At 70.1% G+C, this 24,319-nt stretch carries 23 protein-coding genes; 16 read left to right on the top strand and 7 right to left on the bottom strand.

The features are described from left to right. The first annotated feature begins 11 nt into the window (after positions 1-11). The 15 genes from IPJ78_05890 (at position 12) to IPJ78_05820 (ending at position 16,544) form a co-directional block, all read left to right on the top strand. A complete protein-coding gene (locus tag IPJ78_05890; GenBank protein MBK7906082.1) occupies positions 12-3,203 on the top strand; it encodes an efflux RND transporter permease subunit in 3,192 nt (1,063 codons plus the stop codon). Between the two features lie 69 nt (positions 3,204-3,272). Beyond that, a complete protein-coding gene (locus IPJ78_05885) occupies positions 3,273-4,046 on the top strand; it encodes a hypothetical protein (protein ID MBK7906081.1) in 774 nt (257 codons plus the stop codon). A 150-nt stretch (positions 4,047-4,196) separates the two neighbouring features. Continuing rightward, on the top strand, positions 4,197-4,745 hold the full coding sequence (locus IPJ78_05880; GenBank protein ID MBK7906080.1) for a MerR family transcriptional regulator: 549 nt from the start codon (positions 4,197-4,199) through the stop codon (positions 4,743-4,745). 119 nt (positions 4,746-4,864) lie between these two features. Continuing rightward, a complete protein-coding gene (locus IPJ78_05875; GenBank protein MBK7906079.1) occupies positions 4,865-5,701 on the top strand; it encodes a replication initiator protein A in 837 nt (278 codons plus the stop codon). 96 nt (positions 5,702-5,797) lie between these two features. Continuing rightward, on the top strand, positions 5,798-7,390 hold the full coding sequence (locus tag IPJ78_05870; protein ID MBK7906078.1) for a S41 family peptidase: 1,593 nt from the start codon (positions 5,798-5,800) through the stop codon (positions 7,388-7,390). A gap of 35 nt (positions 7,391-7,425) precedes the next feature. Further along, positions 7,426-8,493, top strand: coding sequence for a PD40 domain-containing protein (locus tag IPJ78_05865; GenBank protein MBK7906077.1), 1,068 nt, complete (start codon positions 7,426-7,428; stop codon positions 8,491-8,493). A gap of 95 nt (positions 8,494-8,588) precedes the next feature. Next, a complete protein-coding gene (locus tag IPJ78_05860; GenBank protein ID MBK7906076.1) occupies positions 8,589-9,620 on the top strand; it encodes an SPFH/Band 7/PHB domain protein in 1,032 nt (343 codons plus the stop codon). Then, on the top strand, positions 9,620-9,841 hold the full coding sequence (locus IPJ78_05855) for a hypothetical protein (GenBank protein ID MBK7906075.1): 222 nt from the start codon (positions 9,620-9,622) through the stop codon (positions 9,839-9,841). The genes IPJ78_05860 and IPJ78_05855 overlap by 1 nt, the downstream gene beginning before the upstream one ends. Before the next feature lie 6 nt (positions 9,842-9,847). Continuing rightward, positions 9,848-10,663 carry a hypothetical protein gene (locus tag IPJ78_05850; protein MBK7906074.1) on the top strand — a complete coding sequence of 272 codons (816 nt, stop codon included), beginning with the start codon at positions 9,848-9,850 and terminating at the stop codon, positions 10,661-10,663. An 8-nt stretch (positions 10,664-10,671) separates the two neighbouring features. Next, a complete protein-coding gene (locus tag IPJ78_05845; GenBank protein MBK7906073.1) occupies positions 10,672-11,646 on the top strand; it encodes an HD domain-containing protein in 975 nt (324 codons plus the stop codon). 81 nt (positions 11,647-11,727) lie between these two features. Beyond that, positions 11,728-13,251 (top strand): fumarate hydratase, encoded by a 1,524-nt coding sequence (locus IPJ78_05840; protein ID MBK7906072.1) that lies wholly within the window; start codon positions 11,728-11,730, stop codon positions 13,249-13,251. A 28-nt stretch (positions 13,252-13,279) separates the two neighbouring features. Beyond that, positions 13,280-13,774 carry a nuclear transport factor 2 family protein gene (locus tag IPJ78_05835; GenBank protein MBK7906071.1) on the top strand — a complete coding sequence of 165 codons (495 nt, stop codon included), beginning with the start codon at positions 13,280-13,282 and terminating at the stop codon, positions 13,772-13,774. Positions 13,775-13,997: 223 nt separating this feature from the next. Beyond that, positions 13,998-14,207: a hypothetical protein gene (locus IPJ78_05830; GenBank protein ID MBK7906070.1), complete on the top strand. Its 210-nt coding sequence runs from the start codon at positions 13,998-14,000 to the stop codon at positions 14,205-14,207. A 37-nt stretch (positions 14,208-14,244) separates the two neighbouring features. Then, positions 14,245-14,451, top strand: a complete 207-nt coding sequence (locus tag IPJ78_05825) for a cold-shock protein (protein MBK7906069.1) — start codon at positions 14,245-14,247, stop codon at positions 14,449-14,451. Positions 14,452-14,621: 170 nt separating this feature from the next. Continuing rightward, complete coding sequence (locus IPJ78_05820; GenBank protein ID MBK7906068.1) at positions 14,622-16,544, top strand: serine hydrolase; 1,923 nt, start codon at positions 14,622-14,624, stop codon at positions 16,542-16,544. Between the two features lie 15 nt (positions 16,545-16,559). Here the strand turns inward: IPJ78_05820 and IPJ78_05815 are convergent, their stop codons facing one another. The 3 genes from IPJ78_05815 to IPJ78_05805 all read right to left on the bottom strand — a co-directional run bounded on the left by IPJ78_05815 (position 16,560) and on the right by IPJ78_05805 (position 18,062). Further along, a complete protein-coding gene (locus IPJ78_05815) occupies positions 16,560-16,937 on the bottom strand; it encodes a hypothetical protein (GenBank protein MBK7906067.1) in 378 nt (125 codons plus the stop codon). Between the two features lie 96 nt (positions 16,938-17,033). Then, a complete protein-coding gene (locus tag IPJ78_05810) occupies positions 17,034-17,720 on the bottom strand; it encodes a hypothetical protein (protein MBK7906066.1) in 687 nt (228 codons plus the stop codon). A 63-nt stretch (positions 17,721-17,783) separates the two neighbouring features. Beyond that, the gene (locus IPJ78_05805) at positions 17,784-18,062 is read right to left on the bottom strand and encodes an oxidative damage protection protein (protein ID MBK7906065.1); all 279 of its coding nucleotides are present in this window, start codon (positions 18,060-18,062) and stop codon (positions 17,784-17,786) included. Between the two features lie 194 nt (positions 18,063-18,256). On the opposite strand from IPJ78_05805, the gene IPJ78_05800 reads away from it, so the two are divergent. Next, a complete protein-coding gene (locus tag IPJ78_05800; GenBank protein MBK7906064.1) occupies positions 18,257-19,114 on the top strand; it encodes an MBL fold metallo-hydrolase in 858 nt (285 codons plus the stop codon). Here IPJ78_05800 and IPJ78_05795 read toward each other — a convergent pair. The 4 genes from IPJ78_05795 to IPJ78_05780 all read right to left on the bottom strand — a co-directional run bounded on the left by IPJ78_05795 (position 19,098) and on the right by IPJ78_05780 (position 24,309). Next, positions 19,098-19,967 (bottom strand): alpha/beta fold hydrolase, encoded by an 870-nt coding sequence (locus IPJ78_05795; GenBank protein ID MBK7906063.1) that lies wholly within the window; start codon positions 19,965-19,967, stop codon positions 19,098-19,100. The two genes, IPJ78_05800 and IPJ78_05795, sit on opposite strands and share 17 nt — an antisense overlap. A gap of 1 nt (position 19,968) precedes the next feature. Beyond that, positions 19,969-21,117, bottom strand: coding sequence for a molybdopterin-synthase adenylyltransferase MoeB (gene moeB / locus IPJ78_05790; GenBank protein MBK7906062.1), 1,149 nt, complete (start codon positions 21,115-21,117; stop codon positions 19,969-19,971). Between the two features lie 124 nt (positions 21,118-21,241). Then, positions 21,242-23,374 (bottom strand): M20/M25/M40 family metallo-hydrolase, encoded by a 2,133-nt coding sequence (locus tag IPJ78_05785; GenBank protein MBK7906061.1) that lies wholly within the window; start codon positions 23,372-23,374, stop codon positions 21,242-21,244. A 41-nt stretch (positions 23,375-23,415) separates the two neighbouring features. Next, the gene (locus IPJ78_05780) at positions 23,416-24,309 is read right to left on the bottom strand and encodes an aldo/keto reductase (GenBank protein ID MBK7906060.1); all 894 of its coding nucleotides are present in this window, start codon (positions 24,307-24,309) and stop codon (positions 23,416-23,418) included. Positions 24,310-24,319 lie beyond the last annotated feature (10 nt).

The raw sequence follows: 24,319 nt of genomic DNA, 5'->3' as shown, positions 1-24,319 counted from the left end.
CGGGCATCCCGATGTTCCTCTCCGACGTCTCCATCAAGCGACCCGTCTTCGCCACCATGCTCATGGTGGCGCTGGTCGTGCTCGGCACCGTCTCGTTCTTCCGGCTCGCGGTCGACGAGTACCCCGACGTGACCTACCCGACCATCGTCGCGCAGACGGCGTATCCTGGCGCGAGCCCCGAGGTCGTCGAGCGCGAGGTCTCCAAGCCCATCGAGGAAGCGCTCAACACCACCGAGGGCCTGAAGGAGATCACCTCCACCTCCACCGAGGGGTCGTCGTCCGTCCGCCTGCAGTTCAACCTCGGCGTGGACGTGATGAAGATGCAGCCCGAGGTGCAGGGGAAGGTCGCGCGCATCCGCCGTCAGCTCCCGCGCGACATCGAGGAGCCGGTGATCATCCGGTTCGATCCGAATGACCGGCCGATCATGAGCATCGTGATGAAGTCGGCGACGCGGCCGATGCGCGAGCTCACCGACCTCGCCGACGAGGTGATCGGGAAGCGCATCGAGTCGATCCCGGGCGTGGGGGGCGTGAACGTGGTCGGCGGCACCGCGCGCGAGATCCGCGTGGAGCTCGATCCGGACGCGCTCCGCGCCTACGGCATCTCGCCGGCGCAGGTCGTCGCGGCGCTGCAGCGCGAGAACCAGGAGGTCCCGGCGGGCCGCATCCAGCGCGGCGACACCGAGCGCCTCGTGCGCATCACCGGCCGCGTGACCGATCCGCTCGCCTTCGGCGACGTCACGGTGGTCGTGCGCAACGGCGCGCCCATCCGCGTGCGCGACGTCGGGCACGTGGTGGATGGCACGGCCGAGAAGCGCAGCGCCTCGCTCATGGGACTCGAGCCCGCGCTCTCGCTCGAGGTGCTCAAGATCACCGGCTCCAACACCGTCGAGGTCGCCGACCAGGTCCGCGTCGTCATCGAGCAGCTGCAGGAGCAGCTCCCGGCCGACATCGCGCTCCAGATCATCCGCGACGACTCGTCCAAGATCCGCGACGCCCTCGCCGACGTCGAGCTCACGCTCGTCCTCGGCGCGATCCTCACGGTGATGATCATCTACCTGTTCCTCGGGTCGTGGCGCTCGACCGTCATCACCGGGCTCACGCTGCCGGTGGCGATCATCTCCAGCTTCTTCGCGATGTGGATGTTCGGCTTCACGCTGAACACCATGACGCTGCTCGCGCTCTCGCTCGCGATCGGCCTGCTGATCGACGACGCGATCGTCGTGCGCGAGAACATCGTCCGGCACGTGGCGATGGGGAAGGACCACTATCTCGCCGCGAAGGAGGGCACCGACGAGATCGGCCTCGCCGTCTTCGCGACGACGCTCGCCGTGATCGCCGTGTTCATCCCCGTCGCGTTCATGGGCGGCATGATCGGCAAGATCTTCTACCAGTTCGGCGTCACCGTCGCCTTCGCCGTCGCGGTCTCGCTCTTCGTCTCGTTCACGCTCGACCCGATGCTCTCGAGCATCTGGCACGACCCCGAGGCGGAGGAGCACGGCCCCGCGGCGTGGGCCAAGGCCGGCCCGATCCGCAAGATCGCCCTCGCCTTCGACGGCTGGTTCGAGCGCCTCGCCGACCGCTATCCGCCGCTCCTCCGGCGCGCCGTGCAGCATCGGTGGCTCGTCCTCGGCGGGGCGATCGGCTCGGTCGTCGTCGCGTTCATGATCGCCGGGAGCGTCGGCTTCACCTTCATGCCCGACTACGACGCGGGCGAGTTCAACGTCTCGTACCGCGTCACGCCGGGCTCGCGGGTGGACTTCATCGTCGGCAAGGGCCAGGCGCTCGACACCATCGTCAAGCGGATCCCCGAGGTCGAGTTCACCTACCTCACCATCGGCGGCGGTGGTGGACGCGGCAACAGCACCGGCGGCCAGCTCTTCGTGAAGCTCAAGCCCGCGCATGACCGCACGCGCTCGATGGCCGAGATCCAGAACGACCTGCGCCCCAAGCTGCGCATGGTCAGCGGCGCGCGCGCGAGCATCGACGGGACGCGCTCCATCTTCGGCGGCTTCCGCCAGCCGATCGACGTGAAGGTCCAGGGCCCCGAGCCGGCGCGCCTCAAGCTCATCGCGGCGCAGGTCCTCGAGACGATGCGCGGGGTCGAGGGCATCGGCGAGCCGACCTCGTCCGACCAGGGCGACATCCCGCAGCTCGACGTGCGGGTCGATCGCCAGCAGGCCTGGGCCGCCGGCCTCGGCGTCGGCTCCATCGCCGCCACGCTGCAGCCCCTGTTCTCCGGCTCCCGCGCCACGCTCTGGCAGGACGAGCAGGGCTACACGCACGATGTGCGCGTAGTCTACCCGGAGTCGCTCCGCACCAACGCCGAGGATGTCGCCAACATCCCGGTGACGGGCTCCGCCGTCGATGTCCGCACCGGGCTCCTCGCGGCGATCCCGCTCGCGCAGGTCGCGGACGTGCGCGCCGGCGTGGGACCGCAGCAGATCGAGCGCCGCATGCTCGAGCGCCAGATCTCCATCTCATCCGGCGTGCTCCCCGGCGCCGCGGTCGGGGTCGTCGCCGACCGCGCCCGCGCCGCGCTCGACTCGCTCGTGCTCCCCGCCGGCTATCGCACCGAGTTCGGTGGTGACGTGCAGAACCTCAACGAGACCAAGGGCTTCGTCCTCGAGGCGATGATCCTCGCGGTCGTCTTCATCTATCTCATCCTCGCGTCGCTGTTCGGCTCGTTCCTGCAGCCGCTCGCGATCATGCTCTCGCTCCCGCTCTCGCTCCTCGGCGTCTCGCTCGCGCTCGTCGTCACCGGCGGGACGCTCAACGTGATGTCGATGATCGGCATCATCATGCTGATGGGCCTCGTCACGAAGAACGGCATCCTGCTCATCGACTTCGTGAACCACGCCCGCGGCGAGGGGAAGGACCGACTCTCGGCGATCCTCGAGGCGGGGCGCATCCGGCTCCGCCCGATCATCATGACCACCGCGGCGATGATCTTCGGCATGATCCCCCTGGCGATGGCGATCGGCGAAGGCGCCGAACAGCGCTCGCCGATGGCGCACGCCGTCATCGGCGGGCTCATCACGTCGACCCTGCTCACCCTGTTCGTCGTGCCGGCGGTGTATACGCTGCTCGACGACGCGGCGGCCTGGGTGACGGGCCGGAAGCGCCCTGCGGGGGAGACCGGCGAGACCTCCGCGCACGAGGTTCCCGCACTCGCCGACCAACGCGCCGGCAACCCCGCTTGACGGAATGGGGTCGCTCATGGTATTCAGCGTCCTGAACGCACGGTGTATTTCCCGCTACGGAGGCAGCGCATGCCGCTCAACGAGGAGATGATGGACCGGCTCTTCTCGGATCGCGACGACGATTCGGACGATTCCGGGTACGGTGGCGGGGGCGGCAGCAGCGCCTCCTATGACGAGGACGAGGACGAGGACGGCGGGTGGGCCGTCAACAAGGACAACTCCGACTCACTCTGGGATTCGACCGACGAGTCCGACGAGGACGACGAGGAGGGCGGCGTCGCACCGGTCGCTGGCGCGGAGGAGGAGGACGAGGAGAGCGATCTCTTCGGGGACTCCATCGCGCCGCGTCGTCGCGGGCGGAAGCCGGCGGAGAAGCCGCGCGTCCCGAGCATCTTCGAGACGGGCGAGAGTGAGGTCCCGGCCGCGGCGGCCCCGGCCAAGCCGGCTCCGAAGGCGGCCGCCAAGCCCGCTCCGGCGCCGAAGGCCGCAGCCACGCCCGAGCCCAAGGCCGCGGCGAAGCCGGCCGTGAAGGCTCCGGCCAAGGCCCCGGCCAAGGCCCCGGCCAAGGCCCCGGCCAAGGCCCCGGCCAAGGCCCCTGCCAAGGCTCCCGCCAAGGCGGCGGCCAAGCCCGCGGCGAAGCCCGTAGCCAAGGCGGCGAAGAAGGCCGTGAAGGCGGCCAAGCCGGTGAAGAAGGCGGCGAAGCCGGCGGCCAAGAAGGCGGCGAAGCAGCCGGCCAAGGCCGTGAAGAAGGCCGCGCCGAAGAAGGTCGCGAAGAAGGCGAAGCCGGCCGTGAAGAAGCCCGCCGCCAAGAAGGCGGCCAAGAAGCCGGCAGGCAAGAAGTAGCGTCGGCGCCGACGCGGGCCCGGACATGCACGAAGGCCCGACGACGCAGCAGCGTCGTCGGGCCTTCGCGCATCCTCACCGGACCCGCGTCGCGATGCCTGACCGGTCGCCTATCCGACCCGGCCCGGCCGCATTACTGTATCCGAACACATGTCCGACTCGGCTCCCGTCGCCCTGCTGCGCGCTCACGCGCGTCACGCGCCCTGGAATGCGCGCGGCCTGGCCGCACATGCGACCGCGCTGGTCGACGCCGCCGGCATGCGCCCCACGAACTCCTCGGCCCGCGCCACGCCGAGTGCCCGCGCGATCCGGTTCTATGTCGCCAACGGCCTCCTCGATCATCCCGAGGGAAAGGGCACGGCCGCGACGTACCACTACCGGCATCTGCTCCAACTGCTCGCGATCAAGATCCGGCAGCGGGAAGGGCAGACGCTCGAGACCATCAAGGCCGAGCTCGTCGAGTTGCACGGCGATCAGCTCGAGAAGCGCGTCGCGGGATCGCTCGCACCCGCACTCGGAGCCGGCGCCGACCTCCAGGTGCGTCACGACGATGACGCGCCGTCGATCTGGCGCCGGATCACCGTCGCCGAAGGCATCGAGCTGCACGTGCGTGATGACTCGGCCGCCGCGCGACCCTCGACGATGATCGCGATCCGCGAAGCCGTGCGCGCCGCCATCGGACGCGAGGACGTTCGCTGAGCCTGGGTCGATCCGCGGCGGATCGCCGACGGATCCAGTGCTGACGTGGGGCTCCCGCGGAGCGCTCCGCCGGGCGCGCCACTTGCCCGGTTTCACGTGCGGGTCGACATTTGTCTGCAATGGCGTCCGCCTCCCGCCGCAGACCCCCTTCGCGCACGGTCCTGCTCGACCGTTCGCTCGAGGCGCTCCCGCTGTTCCGCCTCTCGGACAGTTCGGAGGACACGGTCGTGACCTTCACCGCCGACAACGGCGGCCGCTGGCGCGTGCTCCCGGCCCCCGGCGAACGGCTCCCTGGCACCTTCGATCAGGACGTCTACGTCGAGCTGGCCCGGCGCTACCACGAGGCCGACCGCCCTGCCGACGGGGCGCTCACCTTCACGCTCCACGCCTTCCTGCGCTCGATGGGACGTCGCGTGGACGGGCGCACCTACGAGCAGCTGCGCGGTGCCCTCGGACGGCTCGAGCGCACCGTCCTCGAGAGTGAGGGCGCCTGGCTCGACGCCCGCACCGGCAAGTACGGCCACGCCCGCTTCACCCTGCTCTCCGCGGTCGCCATCGATCGGCGTCGGCTCACCGACCGCGACCAGCTCGCGCTCTTCCCCGCCCTCGCCTCCAACGAGCCGGGTGATGCGCGCGTGGTCCTCGACCAGCGAGTGCGCGGCAACATGAGCGCGGGTGACACGACGTCACTCCTCGCGCCGCGCTACTTCGCCCTCTCGTCGCCCGTCGCGCGCCGCCTCTACCGGCTCCTCGCCGCCGTGCGAGGCAACGATGCGGGACCCTGGCGTGTCGCATTGGAGCGCCTGGCCGAGCTATTGCCCCTCAGCCAGCGCTACCCCTCGCACCTCCAGCGCGTGCTCCAGCCGGCGCATGAGATGCTCGTCGCCGCCGGGATCGTCGCGAAGGCCGGGTTCCTGCAGGACGGTCGCGCCTGGTTCGTCGAGTACGAGGGCTGACCAGCTCGTTCCGTCGGTCCGGCGGCGGGCTCCACTGCTTGGCCTCAGGGGTATAGCACCTTACGTTCCCCAGAGCCCCTACCGAGGTCCTCCCGCATGTCCCGGTCCCGCACGATCGCCCTTGCCGCCCTCATCGCCCTCCCGCTCGCCGGCGGGGCGTTCGTCGTCCAGGAGCGCGCCGCCGCCAACAGTGCGCGCCTCTTCGACCAGGTGATGGCGCTCGTCAACGACCGGTTCGTCGACTCCATCGGCACGGGCTCGCTCTACGAGCGCGCCGCCCGCGGTCTCGTCGCCGAGCTCAAGGATCCGTACTCCGAGCTCTACACGCCGAAGGACCTCGAGATGTTCAACCAGAACACCGGGGGCTTCTACGGCGGCATCGGCATGCTGATCGAGGATCAGCAGGGCACGATCATCATCTCCAAGGTCTATCCCAACACGCCGGCCGAGGAAGCGGGCATCCGCGAGGGCGACCGCATCGTCGGGGTCGATACCGCGAGCACGCAGGGCTGGAAGGTCGACCAGGTCTCAGCCGGACTGAAGGGCCCGCCGGGCACTCGGGTGAAGGCGCGCTTCGCGCGCCCCGGCGTCCAGGCGCCCTTCGAGGTCGAGTTCACGCGCCGCACCATCCGCATCCCCGCGATCCCGTTCGCGCTCATGCTCGACGGGAAGGTCGCCTACGTCCCGCTGCAGCAGTTCAACGAGACCACCACCCGCGAGTTCGCGGAGAACCTGCGTCGCCTGCAGTCGGAAGGCGCGACGGGCCTCGTGATCGACCTCCGCCGCAACACGGGCGGCTTCCTCGACCAGGCGCTCGACCTCACCAACTTCTTCATCCCGCGCGGCGCCGAGCTCGCCACGGTGCGCGGCCGAGGCGAACCCGACCAGCGCTACGTCGCCGAGGCGGATCCCATCGCCCCGCGCATCCCGATCGTCGTCCTCACCGACGGCTACACGGCCTCGGCCTCCGAGATCGTCGCGGGCGCGCTGCAGGACCACGATCGCGCGCTCATCGTGGGCACGACCTCGTTCGGCAAGGGACTCGTGCAGTCGGTCTACCGCCTCGACGGCGGCTACGCGATCAAACTCACGACCGGCAAGTGGTACACGCCGAGCGGCCGCTCCATCCAGAAGGAGCGCGTGCTCGACGCGGCGGGGAACCTCATCGAGGTCCATCCCGACTCGCTCGAGAGCGCGGCGGATCGCGCCAAGCGCCCCGTCTTCCGTTCGGACGCGGGCCGCGCCGTCTTCGGTGGCGGCGCCATCACGCCCGACGTCATCGTCCCCTACGACACCATCACGACCGCCGAGCAGAAGCTCGCCCGCGCGCTCGTGCCGCACTCGCAGGACGTGTACATCGTCCTCGACGAGTACGCCTTCTCCATGAAGGGGGCGGTCCAGCCGGACTTCCGCGTGACGCCGGCGATGCGCGACGAGTTCCACAAGCGCCTCGCCGCCAAGGGCGTGACGCTCGACCGCACCGAGTGGGACGCCGGCCGCCGCTACATCGACCGGATCCTCGGCGATCGCATCGCCCGCCGTGCCTTCGGCGACTCCACGGCCAAGCGCCGCGACGTCCCCGAGGACGTGCAGCTCATGAAGGCACTCGAACTCCTCCGCCGCGGACGCACCACGGCCGAGCTCATCGCGCTCGGGTCGACCGCCGCTCCGGCAGCGCGCCCCGAGTGATCGCAGGTCTCTCCTCCCCCCGATCGTCACACTCGATGTCCAAGCGTCTCTTCGCGGCGGCCGCCCTCCTTGGTGCGGCCGCCTGCGGCAAGTCCGAGTCCTCCCCCGCCGTCACGCACGTCGCCGAGGCCGGCGAGTCCCGGCTGAGCAACATCCGGCAGCTCACCTTCGGTGGCGAGAACGCCGAGGCGTACTGGAGCAACGACGGCAAGTGGATCACGTTCCAGTCCACGCGTGACGGGCGGACCTGCGATCAGCAGTACGTCATGCGCGCCGACGGGAGCGACCTGACCCGCGTCTCGGACGGCCGCGGCAAGACCACCTGCGGCTGGTTCCTGCCCGGCTCCGACAAGCTGTTCTTCTCGTCGAGCACCGCGCACGATGATGCCTGCCCGGCGCGCCCCGATCCGTCCAAGGGCTACGTCTGGCCGCTCGACAAGTACGACCTCTACACGGTGAATCGCGACGGCACCGGCCAGACGCGCCTCACCAGCTACGACGTCTATACCGCCGAGGCCGTCCTCTCCCCGGACGGGACGAAGATCGTCTTCACCTCCCTGAAGGACGGTGACCTCGACATCTACACCATGAACGTCGACGGGACCGACGTGCGCCGCCTCACCACCACCGCCGGCTACGATGGCGGACCGTGGTGGTCGCCCGACGGCAAGCGGATCGTCTATCGCGCGCACCACCCGAAGGACTCCACCGAGCTCCGGCAGTACCAGGAGCTCCTCGCGCAGGGCTTCATCCGCCCGAGCAAGGTCGAGCTCTTCGTCATGAACGCCGACGGGAGCGACCAGCGCCAGGTGACCGCCCTGAGCGGGGCGAACTTCGGGCCGTCGTGGAGCCCGGACGGGAAGAAGATCATCTTCTCCTCCAACTTCGTCGCGCCGCGGAGCGGCAACTTCGACCTCTATCTGGTCGACGCCGAGGCCAACATGGCCACCGCCGACCAGCTCGAGCGCATCACCACGAGCGAGGTCTTCGACGGGTTCGCGATGTTCCACCCCACCGAGAACAAGCTCGTCTGGGCCTCCAACCGGCACGCCAAGTCCACCGGCGAGACCAACGTCTTCGTCGCCGACTTCAAGTGGGAGTGAGTTCGCCGCGCGGCAGGTGAGCGACGCACGAGGGGGGTCCGGTGGACGCGCACCGGACCCCCCTGCTAGTATCACGCATCCCCTGTGGAGGCCCCATGGAGTTCTTCTTCGGCATCGTCGGCGTCGGCATCATCGTCGTGCTCGCCAAGAGCATCCGGATCATCGGCCAGGCGGAGGTGATGGTCATCGAACGCCTCGGCGCGTTCAACCGCGTCGCGCGGTCCGGCCTCAACCTCATGATCCCCTTCGTCGAGCGCGCGAAGACGATCGACGTCCGCTTCTTCGAGAGCGACGTCACCGGCCTGAAGAAGATCGTCGCGTCCAGCACGGCGCGCATCGATCTCCGCGAGCAGGTGCTCAACTTCCCGTCGCAGCCGGTGATCACCAAGGACAACGTCACGATCGACATCGATGCCGTGATGTACTACCGCGTCGCCGACCCGCAGAAGGCGACCTACTCGGTGCAGAACCTCCCCTACGCGCTCGAGACGCTCACCCGCACCACGCTCCGCAACATCGTCGGCGACATCGAGCTCGACCAGACGCTCGCCTCGCGCGACATGATCAACAAGAAGATGCGCGAGGTGATCGAGGAGGCGTCCATCGGCTGGGGCGTCGACGTCACCCGCGTCGAGCTCCAGTCGATCGAGCCGCCGCGCGACATCCAGCAGTCGATGGAGCTGCAGATGCGCGCCGAGCGCGAGCGTCGCGCCGCCGTCACCAACGCCGAGGCGTCCAAGCGCGCCGCGATCCTCGAGTCCGAGGGCCAGAAGGAGGCGCAGATCCGCAAGGCGGAGGGCGAGAAGGGCGCCGCCATCCTCCGGGCCGAGGGTCTCGCCCAGGCGCGCCTCGCGATGGCGGACGCCGAGGCGGAGGCGGTCAAGCGCATCGCCGCCGCACTCCCGCCCGGCGAGGCCGCCACCTACCTGCTCGGTCTCAAGTACATCGAGGCGCTGCCGCAGATCGCGCAGGGCAAGGGCACCAGCATCTTCCTCCCCAGCGAGGCGACCGGCGTGCTCGGCGCGATCGGCGGTATCAAGGAGATGCTCCGCGGCTCCGGCGGCATCGCCGGCAACGAGGACAAGCCGGCGCCGCTCGGCGGCTTCCCTGGCCTGCCGGGGAAGTAGTGGCCGCGATCTCGCGCGAACGCGCCGAACGGATCGCCAAGGCGCACGTCTGCTCGCGCTGCAAGGAGTATTCGTTCAAGAAGCTCGTCGTGAAGCCCGCGCCGAAGTCCATCGCCGACGAGCTCGGCGCCGTCTGGGTCGTCGCGCGCATCTGCGGCGTCTGCGCCCATCAGGGTGAGCTCGGCATGGACGGCGAAGGCGACATCGTCTTCGAGAGCTGAGCGAGCATGGCGCGCGAGGCGCTGCGCCGTTTCCTCGAGTCCGGCCTCGGTGCGCCGGGACGCGCGCTGCTCGCCTGGCGCACGCGCGGACTCGCCGAGGCGCTGCTGCGCACGCGCGGGCTCGAGGCGCCCGGCCGCGCGCTCGCGCGACAGCTCGATGATCGCGTCCAGCGCGGACCGTTCGCCGGCCTCCAGTACCCGCGGCGGCGCGGCGACATCGTCCATGCCGCGAAGCTGCTTGGAGCATACGAGTCGGAGTTGCACGCGGCGGTGTCCGCCCTGGTCGCCCGCGAGCCACGCCTCGTCGTGAACGTCGGCTCGGGCGACGGCTTCTACATCGCGGGGCTGGCCCGCGCCCTGCCGCTCGCCACCGTCGTCGCCGTCGATCCGGATCCTCTCGCGCAACGCGCCTGCGCCGAGACCGCGCGGATGAACGGCGTCGGCGACCGCGTCTCGCACCTCGTGCGCGTCGACGCCGACGGACTCGGCGCGCTGCTTGCCGCGGGCACCGGACCGACCCTCGTCCTCGTTGACTGTGAAGGATTCGAGGACCTGCTGCTCGATCCCGCGCGCGCGCCGGCGCTCTCCCACGCTGATCTCCTGGTCGAGACGCATGATTTCGCCGCGCCCGGCGTGACGGCGCGCTTGACCGAACGGTTCGCCGCGACGCACCATGTGGCACGCCTCGAGGTCGTCGCACGCGATGTCACGGCGTACCCCGAGCTCGCGCCCCTGCCCGCCGAGATCGGCCGCGGCCTTCTCGACGAGTTCCGTCATCATCCGCAGTCCTGGCTCGTGTGCACCGCACGCGCACATCCCTAGGTCCCCCAATGGCGCCTCTCGACGTTCCCCGCCTCGCCCCCGGCGACCGCGTCCAGCACGAGCTCCTCGTGCGCGAGCGCGATGACAAGGTCACCAAGTCCGGCGATCCCTTCGTCGTGCTCAAGCTCGGCAACGCCACCGGCACCCTCGGCGTCAACGTATGGAAGGAGCACGTGCCGCTCATCGAGGGCGTGCGCCCCGGACAGGTCGTGCAGGTGATCGGCACCGTCGAGCTCTACAAGGGCGCGCGCCAGCTCAAGCTCACCGCGCCGCCGCGCGTCGTCGCGAGCGGTGGGGACCCGAACGAGTTCCTGCCGCGCATCCGCGAGAGCGCCGAGGAACTGTGGGCGCGGGTCGACGCCTGGCGCGCGGAGATGAAGGGACCGCTGCGCAAGGCCGTGGACCTCTTCTTCGGTGACGATGTCTTCCGGGAGCGCTTCGCCAAGGCGCCCGGCGCCACGCGGGGGCACCATGCGGTGATCGGCGGGTTGCTGCTCCACAGCTGCGAGGTCGCCAACATCGCCCGTGAGTCGGTCCGCACCATGCGCGGCAACGTCGCACTCGTCACGGCCGGCGCGCTGCTCCACGACATCGGGAAGGTCGAGAGCTATGCCATCCTCCTCTCCGGCTTCGAGAACACCCAGGCCGGACACCTCCTGGGGCATATCGTCCTCGGGTCGCTCATGCTCCAGGAGCGCCTGCGCTCGCTGCCGGCCGGCACGCTCAGCGAGGCCCAGCGGCTGGAGCTGCATCACTTCATCCAGTCGCACCATGGGATCCTCGAGTACGGTGCCGCCGTGCGGCCCATGACGCTCGAGGCCGAGATCCTCCATTTCGCCGACCAGACCTCCGCCAAGGGCAACGACTTCGGCGAGGCGGTCCTGGACAGCGAGCTCTTCCCCACCGACGACCTCGAGTTCTCCGCCAAGCGGAGCTGGCGGCTCGAGCGTCGCATCTGGAAGCGCACGCACTCCTGGGAGTAGGCGCGGACAGCGGAGGCGCCGCGTCCCGGTGCCCCGCACCTTCCCTGTGGTGAACCGTCCTGGCGGTTGTAGTTTTCCTCCATGACCACGATCACGCAGCAGGACTTCATCCAGTCCATCGCCGACGCGCTCCAGCACATCTCGTACTTCCATCCGCTCGACTACATCCACGCGCTCGCGGACGCGTACGAGAAGGAGCAGAGCCCCGCGGCCAAGGACGCGATCGCGCAGATCCTCACCAACTCCCGTATGTGCGCCGAGGGGCATCGCCCGATCTGCCAGGACACCGGCATCGTGGTCGTCTTCCTCAAGGTCGGGATGGACGTCCGCTGGGACGCGACGATGTCCGTGCAGGAGATGGTCAACGAGGGCGTGCGCCGCGCCTACCTGCTGCCCGAGAACGTGCTGCGGGCGTCGATCGTCAGCGATCCCGCCTTCACGCGCAAGAATACGCGGGACAACACCCCGGCGGTCGTCCACTACGAGATCGTGCCCGGCGACACCGTCGAGGTGAAGCTCGCGGCCAAGGGTGGTGGCTCCGAGAACAAGACGAAGTTCGCGATGCTCAACCCGAGCGACTCGATCGTCGACTGGGTGCTCAAGACCGTGCCGCTGATGGGCGCCGGCTGGTGCCCGCCCGGCATGCTCGGGATCGGGATCGGCGGCTCGGCCGAGAAGGCGATGCTCATGGCGAAGGAGTCGCTCATGGAGCACATCGACATGGCCCAGCTCAAGGCGCGCGGGCCGAAGGACCGGATCGAGGAGCTGCGCATCGAACTCCACGACAAGGTCAACGCGCTCGGCATCGGCGCCCAGGGCCTCGGCGGGCTCTCCACGGTGCTCGACGTGAAGATCTTCGACTATCCCACGCACGCGGCGTCGAAGCCCATCGCGATGATCCCCAACTGCGCCGCGACGCGCCACGCGCACTTCACGCTCGACGGCCGCGGCGCCGCGACGCTCCCCGTCCCCAAGCTCAGCGATTGGCCCGACGTCACGTGGAAGCCGGACGTCAACGCGAAGCGCGTGAACCTCGATACGCTGACCGCGGCCGAAGTGGCCACGTGGAAGGCCGGCGACCGCCTGCTGCTCAACGGCAAGCTCCTCACGGGCCGCGATGCGGCGCACAAGCGGATCGCCGAGCTGTACGAGAAGGGGGAGGGACTCCCGCCCGGGGTCGACTTCACGAATCGCATGATCTACTACGTGGGACCGGTCGATCCCGTGCGCGATGAGGCGGTCGGCCCGGCGGGACCGACGACCGCCACGCGCATGGACAAGTTCACCGAGATGATGCTCGCGCGGACGGGACTCATCGCGATGATCGGCAAGGCGGAGCGCGGCCCCGCAGGGCTCGAGGCGATCCGCCAGCACAAGGCGGCCTATCTCATGGCCGTCGGCGGTGCCGCGTACCTGGTGTCCAAGGCCGTGCGCTCGGCGCGCGTGGTCGCCTTCGCCGATCTGGGGATGGAGGCGATCTACGAGTTCGACGTGCAGGAGATGCCCGTCACCGTCGCCGTCGATGCCGCCGGAAGCAACGTGCACGAGACCGGACCGCGGGAGTGGCAGGAACGAATCCGGTCCTTGCCCGTATTGACGGGGTGAGCCGTTCCCTCCAGTCCGTGAGGACCCCATGCATCGTGCGTACGCCGCGTCCATCCGTCTCGTCGCACTCGGTATCCTTCTCGCCGGCTCGCTGAGCAGCTCGGCGAGCGCACAGTCCGCGGAGCACGACGCGGCCTATCGCGTGATCACGCGACTCTTCGACGCCATGCGCGCGCGCGATACCGCGGCGATGCGGGCCGCGTTCGTCTCGAACGCCTCGACGCAGACGCTCACCCGCGACAGCGTGCGCTTCGAGACGATCGACGGGTGGCTGACGAGCATCGGACGTGCGCCTGCGGGACTGCTGCTGGACGAGCGCATCGCCAATCCCGTGATCCATGTCGATGGCGACCTGGCCAGCATCTGGGTGGACTACTGGTTCTTCGCCGGCGACCGCTTCTCGCACTGCGGCGTTGACGCGTTCCTCCTCGCGCGGCACTCGGGCGAGTGGAGAGTGTTCGGTCTTGTTGACACTCGGCGCACCCAAGGCTGCGCCCCCGCGCCCACTCGGCGCCCCTCCTGACACAATAGGGAGTGATTCCCTCCACAGAGTTATCCACATTGGTGTTGGTCGTAACTAGTTGCAAATTCAACGAGTTACGCTATATGCCGCTGTTTTAGTATATCAAAAACAACCTGCAAGTCATGATAGGACTGTGCGTTAGCGCTTTGCCGATTAATTTGCTTCCATTGCCGTGCGGCTTGGCCATCATGACAGGCCGCCACCAGACTCAGCCGGAGACCGCATGCGGAAGCAGAGACAGAACACGTACAATCCCGCGCAGGCCCTCCACCTCATCGTGAGCGATCGCAACGGCGATCCGCTCAGCTGCCCCTCCTGCTCGGGTTCGATCCAGCGGGAACCGGGACACGCCCCACCGCCGCCGAGGTCGCAGGTCACGCTCAAGTGCGTCGGCTGCGGCCGCACCGCCCGGTACATCGCCGGGGCCGCCTGAACCTCTACCGTCCGTCCGGAACAGGAGCACCAGATCGATGGCCCGCATCAATGGCACCGTGAAGTGGTTCAACGACGCGAAGGGGTTCGGCTTCATCCAGCGTGAAGGTGGCCCCGACGTGTTCGTGCATTTCAGCGCGATCCAGTCCCAGGGATTCAAGTCCCTCGCCGAGGGCGACAAGGTCGAGTTCGAGATCGTCGACGGCCAGAAGGGACCGCAGGCAGCGAACGTCACGAAGGTCTGACCTCCGACTGCCCCCGTAGTCGACGCTCCCGGCGCATGCGCCGGGAGCGTCGTTGCGTTCAGGCCGTCGCTTGCGCGACCCGCGCTCGCGGCGTAGAACACGACGAGCGGCTGCAGCCGCGTTTCCGTGCCCGCGCCCGCGGGCACGTCCTCGATCCCTCGCCCCGCGTCGTGCCATTCGTCACGTTCGCCCTCACTCTGCTGGTCGCAGCGGCGCAGGACTCCGTCCCGCCACCAGCTCGCGACACGCTCGCCGTCGCGGCCATCGCGCGCTTCGTCGATGCGCAGATGGCGCAGCACGGGATCCCCGGACTCGCGCTCGCCCTCGTCGATGGCGAGCGGGTCGTGTGGGCGAAGGGATTCGGGCGGATCGATCCGGCGGACAGCACGCGACGCGTCACCGCCGACACGCCGTTCCGTGTGACGGCCCTCTCGCCCCGCTTGACCGACGCACTGCGGCGCGAGGTGCTCGCGCCACGCGGCATGACCGGCGCGCGCGACGATCCGAACGCCGCGCGGCACGCGCGTGGCACCATGTGGACCCTCGACGGGCGGACCTTCCCGGCGCCCGGGACCGCGCGCGGCCTCGGCCCCACCGCCGATCTCACCGCGTCAGTGGTCGACCTCGCGCGACTCCTCCGCATGGTGCTGACGGGCGGGATGGGGCCGCGCGGATTCGTGCGCGACTCGCTCGATGGGGCGCGGCGCATCCGCGTCGGCGGCTCGCAGGCGGGGTTCAGCGCCGAACTCGAGGCGCTGCCCGATGAGCGACTTGGTGCAGCCGTCACGCTCTCGCTCGACGGGGCCCACGCCGTCGCTGGTCGCATCGCCTCCGAGGCACTTCGGTTGTGGCGTGCGGCACGGGCCGGGGAGCCGGTCGAAGTCCCCCGTGCCACGCACGTCATCGATGCGCCGCGGCGCGGGGCGCTCGAGGGCACCTATCGCGGCAGCACGCGGACCGTCGAACTCGAGGATCGACTCGGCGACCTCTGGCTCGACGACCTCCATGGCGGTACGCCGCTGTTGCTGCGTGCGATCGACGACACCTCGCTCATCGCCGACGGCCGACTCGCGTTCGGGGCGATGGTGCGTCTGCTGCCGACGGATGGTGGACGCGCGCGTCTCGCGTTCGCGGGCGACACCTTCGTCCGCACACCCGAGCGGCGACCGGCACCACCACCGGCTGCGTGGCGCGCGATCATCGGGGAGTACGGCGAGGACGACGACGTGCTCTACCTGCTCGAGCGTGACGGACGCCTGTTCGCGCTCGTCGGGTGGTTCCAGTTCCGTCCGCTCGAGGTGGTGGACGGCGACCGACTGCGCTTCCCGACCTCCGGCCCGTATGCGGGCCGGACGATGCGTCTCGAACGCGACAGGGGCGATGGCTCCGCGTCGCGCGTCACGGCGGTCCGCATCGGCGACACGCGATTCCGGCGCCGCGCCATCGCACCGGAGGACGGTTCGACGTTCCGCATCACGCCGCAGCGCCCCATCGAGATCCTGCGGCGCGAGGCATTGGCCGCGGCACCGCCGCCGCAGCCGGGACGCGAGACGGGCGAGCTCGTTGACCTCGTCACGCTCGACCCTGGGATGCGGCTCGACATCCGCTATGCGACCACGGACAACTTCATGGGCGCCGTGATGTACGAGCGCGCGCAGGCGCGCCTGCAGCGGCCCGCCGCCGAAGCGCTCGCGCGCGTGCAGCGCACCCTCGCCTCACAGGGGTACGGTCTCCTCATCCACGATGCGTACCGCCCCTGGTACGTGACGCGGATGTTCTGGGATGCGACGCCCGATTCGCAGCGGGTCTTCGTCGCGGATCCGGCGAACGGATCGCGGCACAATCGCGGCGCGGCGGTCGACCTGTCGCTCTACGATCTCCGCACCGGCCGCGACGTACCGATGGTGAGCGGCTACGACGAGTTCTCGCCGCGCGCGTATCCGTTCTATCCGGGCGGGACGTCGGAGCAGCGGTGGTTCCGCGCCCTGCTCCGGCGGGCGATGCAGGCGGAAGGGTTCATCGTCTACGATGCCGAGTGGTGGCACTTCGACCACGAGAGCTGGCGGCGGTGGGCCGTCGGTAACACCCGATAGGGACGGACCGACGGCTCAGGCCGAGAGCGGCAGTTCCATCTGCACGAGCCGACCGGCGCGCGCCGGCGCACGGGCGGGTACGGTGCGCCTCGATCTGCGCGACGGCGCAGGTGCGGGGTCGGGATTCCGCTCGGTCGCACGCGCCTCCGCATGATCCTCAGCGCGATCGGCGATGACCGGCGACTCGCGGAGCAGTTCGGCGGTGAGGTGCCGCAGCTGCATCACGCGCAATGGCGCGGCGAGCGCGTCGCCGGCGCCGCGGCCGATCAGGCGCGCCTCATCGCGGGCGGCCTCCGGGAGGATCCGCGAGAGCGGATGGGCGAGCAGGCGGTCCACCGCCGCGGCATCGCGGAGGGAGAGCGCATCCAACAGGGCGTCGAGGTAGGCCAGCACCGTCCCTCCTTTTGCCGTTAGATACACATTGCAACTATTAGCAGTACCCGGCAAGGGGGCATGGTGTCACGGTCCTGTCGCGCTGGCGGCGCCCGATCAGCCGAGGAGCTCGAAGCGCACCGAGCGGCGGAGGCCGCGCCGCTTCCGCGGCGCATACCGGAAGAGCTGGGCGGGACGCCCCCGTCCCTCCGACCGCCACGCATCGGTCGGCTCGACGAGGTAGGCCGCCTGCAGCGCACGCCGGAAGCTCGCCTTGTGCAGACGGCGACCGAGGAGGAGCTCGTAGACCAGCTGCAACTCGCTCAGCGTGAACTCCGCGGGGAGCATGCGGAACGCGATCGGCGCGAGGTCCATCCGGTCGCGCAGCGCGGCCACGGCGGTGGACACCATCGCGACCTGCCGCGCCGGGAGGGCGGGGAGGGCGCCGACGCCGACCCAGCCCATGCCTTCCGGCGCCGGAGTGCCCATCGGGACGACCGCGACGAAGGCCACCGAGAGCGACGCGGCCGAGGGATGCTTGCGTCCGTCACCGATCGCCGCCACCTGCTCCATCCAGCTCGGCGCGCGCCCGAGCTGCTCGCGCGCGAACCGCGCCGCGGCGGTGTCGAGCACGGCGGCGGCCTCGAGGGCGGCCCACGGGAGGGTCGGCGGCGTCCCGCGCGCCGTGTCGCGCACCAGCACGGCCAGTTGACGGCCGTCCGCGCGGCAGCAGACGAGGTCGAGGGAAGCGCTGGCCGGTGAACGACCGGCGCGCGCGACGGGAGCGGTGGGGCGGTCGCGCATCGTGCGCGCAATTAGTCGCGCAATGCTACTAAAGTCAAGCCGCGCGATCCGCGCGGCGACCGCTCAATGCGCGATCGTCCCCTGCTTGGACGTGTCGACGTCGTCCACCGCGCCCGCCTTGAACAGGAAGGCTTCCATGTTCCGCGTGAGGAACTGCCGGGCCTGCGGGTCCATTACGTTCAATCCATAGTGGTTGATCAGCATCGTCTGCTGCTTCAGCCACTGCTGCCAGCAATCCGGGCAGGTACCCTCGAGGACGCGTGCCCCGATCGCGCCGGGGAAGGGCGCTCGCTCGAATCCCGCCTTCGTCTGCCCGCACTTCTGACACGTGATGTCCGCCATCGCCTTCGCCCTCGTCCTGTCGCGTGAGCCCTGAATCTATCACGGCCAGCACCGCCGCGCGCCCGGCGCACCACCGACCGGGAGGCGGTTTCCGGAACCCGTGGCCCGGCTCGCAGCCCACCGGCTTCGGCGGACTGCCACGATGGGCGCTCGAGCGCCTGCGACGCGGCCCCCTGCCGCCGCCCTCCGCGCCGATGTCACTCGTCCCCTCCGGCCACGCACACCCGCGCGCCGATGACGGCGCCGTGCGCGTGACGGCCGTCGGGCACTCGACCTTCCTCGTGCAGGTGGGTCCGCTCAACATCCTCACCGACCCGATCTGGGGCGAGCGCGCCTCGCCGCTCACGTTCTGGGGACCGCGTCGGCGACATCCCCCGGGGATTCCCCTCGAGACATTGCCTCCGATCGACGTCGTGCTCCAGTCGCACGACCACTACGACCATCTCGACGACGGCACGGTCCGCCACCTCGCGCGAGCGCATCCCGACGCGGTCTGGTGCGCGCCGCTCGGCGTGGGCACGCGGCTGCGCGCGCGCGGCGTGCGCCGCATCATCGAACGCGACTGGTGGGAGCATGCTGCCATCGGTGACGCCACGGTGCACTGCGTCCCTGCGGCGCACTTCTCCGGACGCACGCCGTTCGACCGCGACTCCACGCTCTGGTGCGGATGGGCCCTTCGCGCGCACGGCCGCCAGGTCTATTTCGTCGGCGACACCGGCCTGCATCCCGAGTTCGCGGCGATCGGCGCGCACCTCGGTCCGCTCGATCTGGTGCTCATGCCGGTCGGCGCCTACGAACCGCGATGGTTCATGCGTCCGGTGCACCTCGATCCGGCCGAGGCGCTCGAGGCCTTCACGGCACTCACCGCCGCGCATCCCGCCGTTCCGACCACGATGGTGGCGATGCACTGGGGGACGTTCGTGCTCACGGACGAACCGGTCGACGAGCCGCCTCGCCGCACGCGCGAGCGCTGGACCGCTGCCGCGCTGCCGGATGACCGGCTCTGGATCCTCTCCCCCGGCGAGACGCGCGCGATCAGAAGCGCGCGTTGAGCCAGGCGATCGTCCGCGCCGCGACCTCCTCCCAGCCGAAGTCGACGGTGATCACGTGCCCGGCCCCACGCGTCCACACTACGGTGCGGTCCTTCGCGCCGAGCCGCGCGATCGCATGCAGCGACTGCGCGTGGGGGAGCCGGTTGTCCTCCTCGGATTGGATCACGAGCGTGGGTTCGTGCACGAAGCCGAGGCGGACGGTCGTGCCCTTGGCGACCTTCTCGAGCGCCTCGAGCGAACGGCGAGTCGAGCATCCATAGGCGATCATCCGTTGCTGCGCGGCCGGATCGTGGATCGACCGTCGCCCGCCGCCGGCGATGTACTTGGTGACGAGCGCCCACAGCCGCGCCGTGCTCACCGCCACCTGCATCTGTTGCGGCACGAAGAGCATCGGCGCGAACAGCACGAGCCCGTCGGCGTCCGTCTCCGCGGCGAGCCAGGTCGCGGTCGCGCCGCCCATCGAGATCCCGCCCACCACCACGGTCCGGTGCGTCGCGCGCAACGTCGCGTATTCGTCACGCGCCTGCGCCAGCACCTGCTCGGCCGTCCAGGCATCGAAGGCGCTCAGCGCGCGGCCGTGCCCGGGCAGGAGCGGCAGTCGCACGGACCAGCCGGCGGCGTGCAGGCGTCGCGCGAGCGGATCCAGCGAGGCCGGCGAGTCGTTGTAGCCGTGGATCAAGAGGATCGCGCGACCCGTCGGCGCGGCGTACATCCGCGGCTCCGCGCCGGCGATGATGCCATCGTTCCCGAAGGTGAAGCGCGAGGCGAACCTCCGTTCGCGCGCACGCGCGCGCCACCAGCGCTGGGCCCACACCGCGGCCGCGACCACGAGCGCCCAGACGAGGCCGTTCATGTCAGTACCGCGGCACGCTCGGATCGACCTCGACGCTCCAGCGATCGATGCCACCCTCGAGGTTCATCACGCGCGGGAAACCGGCGGACCGCAGATAGTCGGCGACCATCGCGCTCCGCATCCCGTGGTGGCACAGGATCACGAAGGTGGCGTCGCGTGGCAGGTCGGCGATCCGAGCCGGGATGCTGCTCATCACGATCGGCTCGGCCACGTCGAGCGCGGCCGTCCGCACCTCCCAGTCCTCGCGCACGTCGATCACGCGCATGCGGTCCCCGCGCGCGAGCCGCATCGCGAGGTCGCGCGGCGTCAGCGTGCTCGGCGCGTCCTCCGACAGGGGGGCGGTCGCGCCGCCACCCTCCCTGCAGAAGGCCGCATAGTCATCGAGCAGCGCGGTCGCCGAGCGCGTGGCGCACCACGCGCACGCGGGATCGCGATCGATCCCCACCTCGTGGAAGCGCATGGCGAGCGCATCGACGACGAGCAGGCGCCCGATCATCGGCGTGCCTATGCCGAGCAGCAGCTTGAGCGCCTCGGTCGCCTGCATCGTCCCGAGCAGCCCGGGCAGGACGCCGAGCACCCCGCCCTCCGCACAACTCGGCACGCTCCCGGCCGGTGGTGGCTCGGGGTGCACGCAACGGTAGCAGGGGCCGTCCGGCGCGCCGAAGACCGCGAGCTGCCCCTCGAACCGATGGACGCTCGCATGCACATACGGCTTCCGCTCGAGCATGCAGGCATCGTTCACGAGATACCGCGTCGCGAAGGTGTCGGTGCCATCGAGGATCACGTCATAGTCGCCGATGATCCCGCGGGCGTTGTCGCGGGTGAGCGCCGTCTGCCAGGTGTCGAGCCGCACCGAGGGATCGAGGGCCTCGAGGCGCGCGCGCGCTGACTCGGTCTTCGGACGCCCGATCGCGGCGGTGTCGTGCAGCACTTGGCGCTGGAGATTGTGCACGGCGACGGTGTCGTGGTCGAGCACGCCGAGCCGTCCGATGCCCGCCGCCGCAAGGTAGAGCGCGGCAGGAGAGCCGAGTCCCCCGAGCCCGATGATCAGCGCCGACGAAGCGCGGAGCCGCTCCTGGCCGGATTCGCCGACGTGCGGCAGGACGAGATGGCGCGCGTAGCGCTGGAGTTCGTCGCTCGTGAGCGGCATCGGGGGAATATACGCGAGGGGGCATCGTCGGCTCTCGCCGTGCGATGCCCCCTCGACCGCGGGAGTGGTCCCGGAACCACCCCCGCCCGCCGCCCGCCGATGTGTCGTGGCGACGGAGGTCGAACTAGCGCTTCTGGACTTCGGTGCGCGCGAGCTCGAGCGCCGCGGTGGCGGCATCGAACCGTTGCACCAGATCGGTGAGTTCCCGCTCGAAGAGCGCGGCGTCGCCGAACCGGATGGCCTCGTTGACCGACGGGAACACCATGGTGCCGTACCCGTTATCGACGTCCGCCACGTATATGAGATTCCTATACCACGGGCGAGAACGCAAGCCCTCCGGCCGGATCAGTGCGCGCTCGACCTTGAGCAGCGCGGCGTTCGTCGCCTGCTGACGCGCCGCGGGGAGCCCTGCCACGAGCGCCGCATCGCGCGCCGTCGCGAACGCCTGCGCCGCTCGTTCCATGCGGTCGATCGCCGCGGCGAGCGATGCGCTCGAGCCGGGCCACCCCTTCGCCTTGAGGTTGCCGTCGATCGGCGCGAGGTAGCGGCGCATCGTGCGGGCGAACTCCACGTGGTCGTACGGGAGCACGTCGGCATTCGCGAGGCGCATGAGCATCGCCGTGCCGATGCGCGCGGCGGTCGCGTGATAGCGATAGCCCGGATCGCCGAAGCGCTCCATGAACGTGTACGAGTCGTAGTTCGAGTGATAGATCCCGTTCCCACCGCCGAAGCCCCAGTCGGAATGCGGGATGCCGAGATGGTTGTAGAACCCGGCGAAGTCGGAGCCACCACCCGGGTCCCCCATCGCCGGCTCCTCACCCGCGCGCACGCCGGCGCGTGTCCGCCACACATCATAGACGGACCCTGCGCCGCTCGGATCGGGCACCACTCGCGCGATGTCCCGCAGCACCTCGCGCAGTGTGGGAGAGCCGCCGCCGCCGAAGCTCGGACCGCTCGCGCTCACGTCCTGGTTCAGGTACGCGACGCCGCCCCTCATCAGGCGGAGCGAATCGTCCTCGACGTACTCCGTCGACCCGACGAGGCCCCACTCCTCCGCATCCCACGTCGCGAACAGGAGGGTCCGCCGCGGACGCCATCCGCTCTTCATCTGCTCGGCGATCGCGCGCGCGGCCTCGACCACGCTCACCGTGCCCGAGACGTTGTCCACCGCACCCGGGCTCCAGGCGTCACGATGCCCGCCGATGATGATCACCTCGTCCGGGAAGTCGGTCCCGCGGATCACGCCGAAGGTGTTCCAGATCGGCTTGTACGCCGCGGTCGCCGAGTCGCTCCAGACCTTGACGCGCGCGCGCACGGGGCCGGGCCCCACGTGGTAGCGGAACGCGAGCCCGCCCTGCCAGCCACGCGGGATGGGCGCCCCGCGCACCCCCTTCAGCAGCTCGACGGCGTTGCCGTAGGAGAGCGGCAGCACCGGGATGCGGGGCACCGGCATCTGCGCCTCGGGGATCCGTGGCGCGTTCGCGAGCGACGGGTATCCCGGCGTCGACGGGTCCCCCGCGCCATTCATCACGCTGCCGCGTTGCACGCCGCGATCGTTGCGGAAGGGGCCCTCGGGATAGACGTCACCCTGCACGTACCCGTCATCCGCCGGATCGCTGTACATGAGCAGCGCGAGCGCCCCGTGCTTCTCGGCTTCGCGCGCCTTGATGCCGCGGAAGCTCCGGCCGTAGCGCGCGATCGCGATCTTGCCGCGCACCGACACGCCGAGCGAGTCCAGCAGTGCATAGTCCTCGACGAGCCCGTAGTTCACATAGACCACCTCGCCGGTCACGTCGCCGGTACCGCTATAGCCGTTCACGGTCGGATACTCGTCGTGCGCGAGCGTCGTGGGGTCCTCGGCGATGCGCCCCTCGCGCAGGTCGAGCTCCTTCGCGTCCGGGCTCACGCGCCAGACCCCGTACTCCACCGTGTGCGGCAACCAGACGCGATACTCGCGCACCTCGGTGGCGATCCCGGCGGCCTCGAGTGCCTCGATCACGAGATCGCGCGTCCGGGCCTGTGCCGCGGTGCCGGCGATGTGCGGACGGTCGGCGAGTGCGCGTGCGAGCGCACCGATCCGTACCGAGTCCGCGCGCGCGATCGCCGCCTGCTCGGCGGTGCGCTGGGCCGCCGCGCGCTGCGGTGTGTACCCGGTGAGCTGCTGCGCGCCGAGGGGCCTCGAGAGGGGAAGCTCGAGGGACGCGGCGAGCACCGCCAGCGTCAGGACTGCCGTGCCGAGTCGAGTCACGAGATCCACGAGTGAGAGAGCGTCATCATGCGTCCGCCGTGCGGCGACCGTCATCCGAACCCGTGCGCCGCCTTCCCGGCGGCGCCGTCGAACTCCTGCGTCGTCTTGTAGCGTTCGTAGCGTCCATCGCCCGCGGTGGGGCGCGCCTTCTGCCGCAGGGCATCCATCTCACCGGCGTGGAACGCCTTGAACCCCGCGGCGGACTTGAGCGTCCGCTTGAGGACGGCGCTCGAATCGCAGCCGACCAGCACCGACGCCACCGGAAGCGACCACGCGTAGCGGAGCGCGTCCTCGGGCTTGATCACCTTGTTCGCCGGGATCGCGCCGCCGGCCATCGGCTTGGTGCCGATCACGGTGCCGCCGCGCCTGATGATCTCCGGCAGCACCTGCTTCTCGAAGGAGCGGAAGGTCGCATCGAACGGATTGAGCGGCATCAGCGCCACGTCCCACGCGAACCCGCGCGCGAGCAGCTTGAGCGCGATGTGCGGCGACTTCTCGCCATGGAACCCGATCCACCGCACCCGCCGCTGGTCCCGCGCCTCCTGCGCCGCATCGAGCCCGCCGTGGTCGTAGATCCAGTCCGGGTCGTTGTCGTAGATCACCTCGTGGAAGGACCAGAACTCCACATGGTCGGTCTTGAGGTGCCCGAGCGTCGCCTCGAACTGGAGCATCGCGGTCTTGTAGTCGCGCAGATGGGCACAACACTGCCACAGCAGCTGCACGCGCTCGCGATAGCCGTCGCGGAGGGCGAGTCCGATCCAGCGCTCGGTGCGGCCGTCGCCGTACTCGGGCGCGATCTCGAGCAGCGTCACGCCACCGTCGATCGCCTCGCGCACGAGCTTGATCGCCCCCTGCTGCCCCGCCTCGGCGAGTCGGCGCGTGCCAAGACCGAGGATGCCGACGGCGCCGCCGCGGCCGAACGCACGATGTTCCAGCGGAGTCACGGACCTTGGC

It is taken from the genome of Gemmatimonadota bacterium, from assembly GCA_016714015.1.
Lineage (GTDB): Bacteria > Gemmatimonadota > Gemmatimonadetes > Gemmatimonadales > Gemmatimonadaceae > Pseudogemmatithrix.
This window is presented reverse-complemented; position numbering and strand designations above follow the sequence as displayed.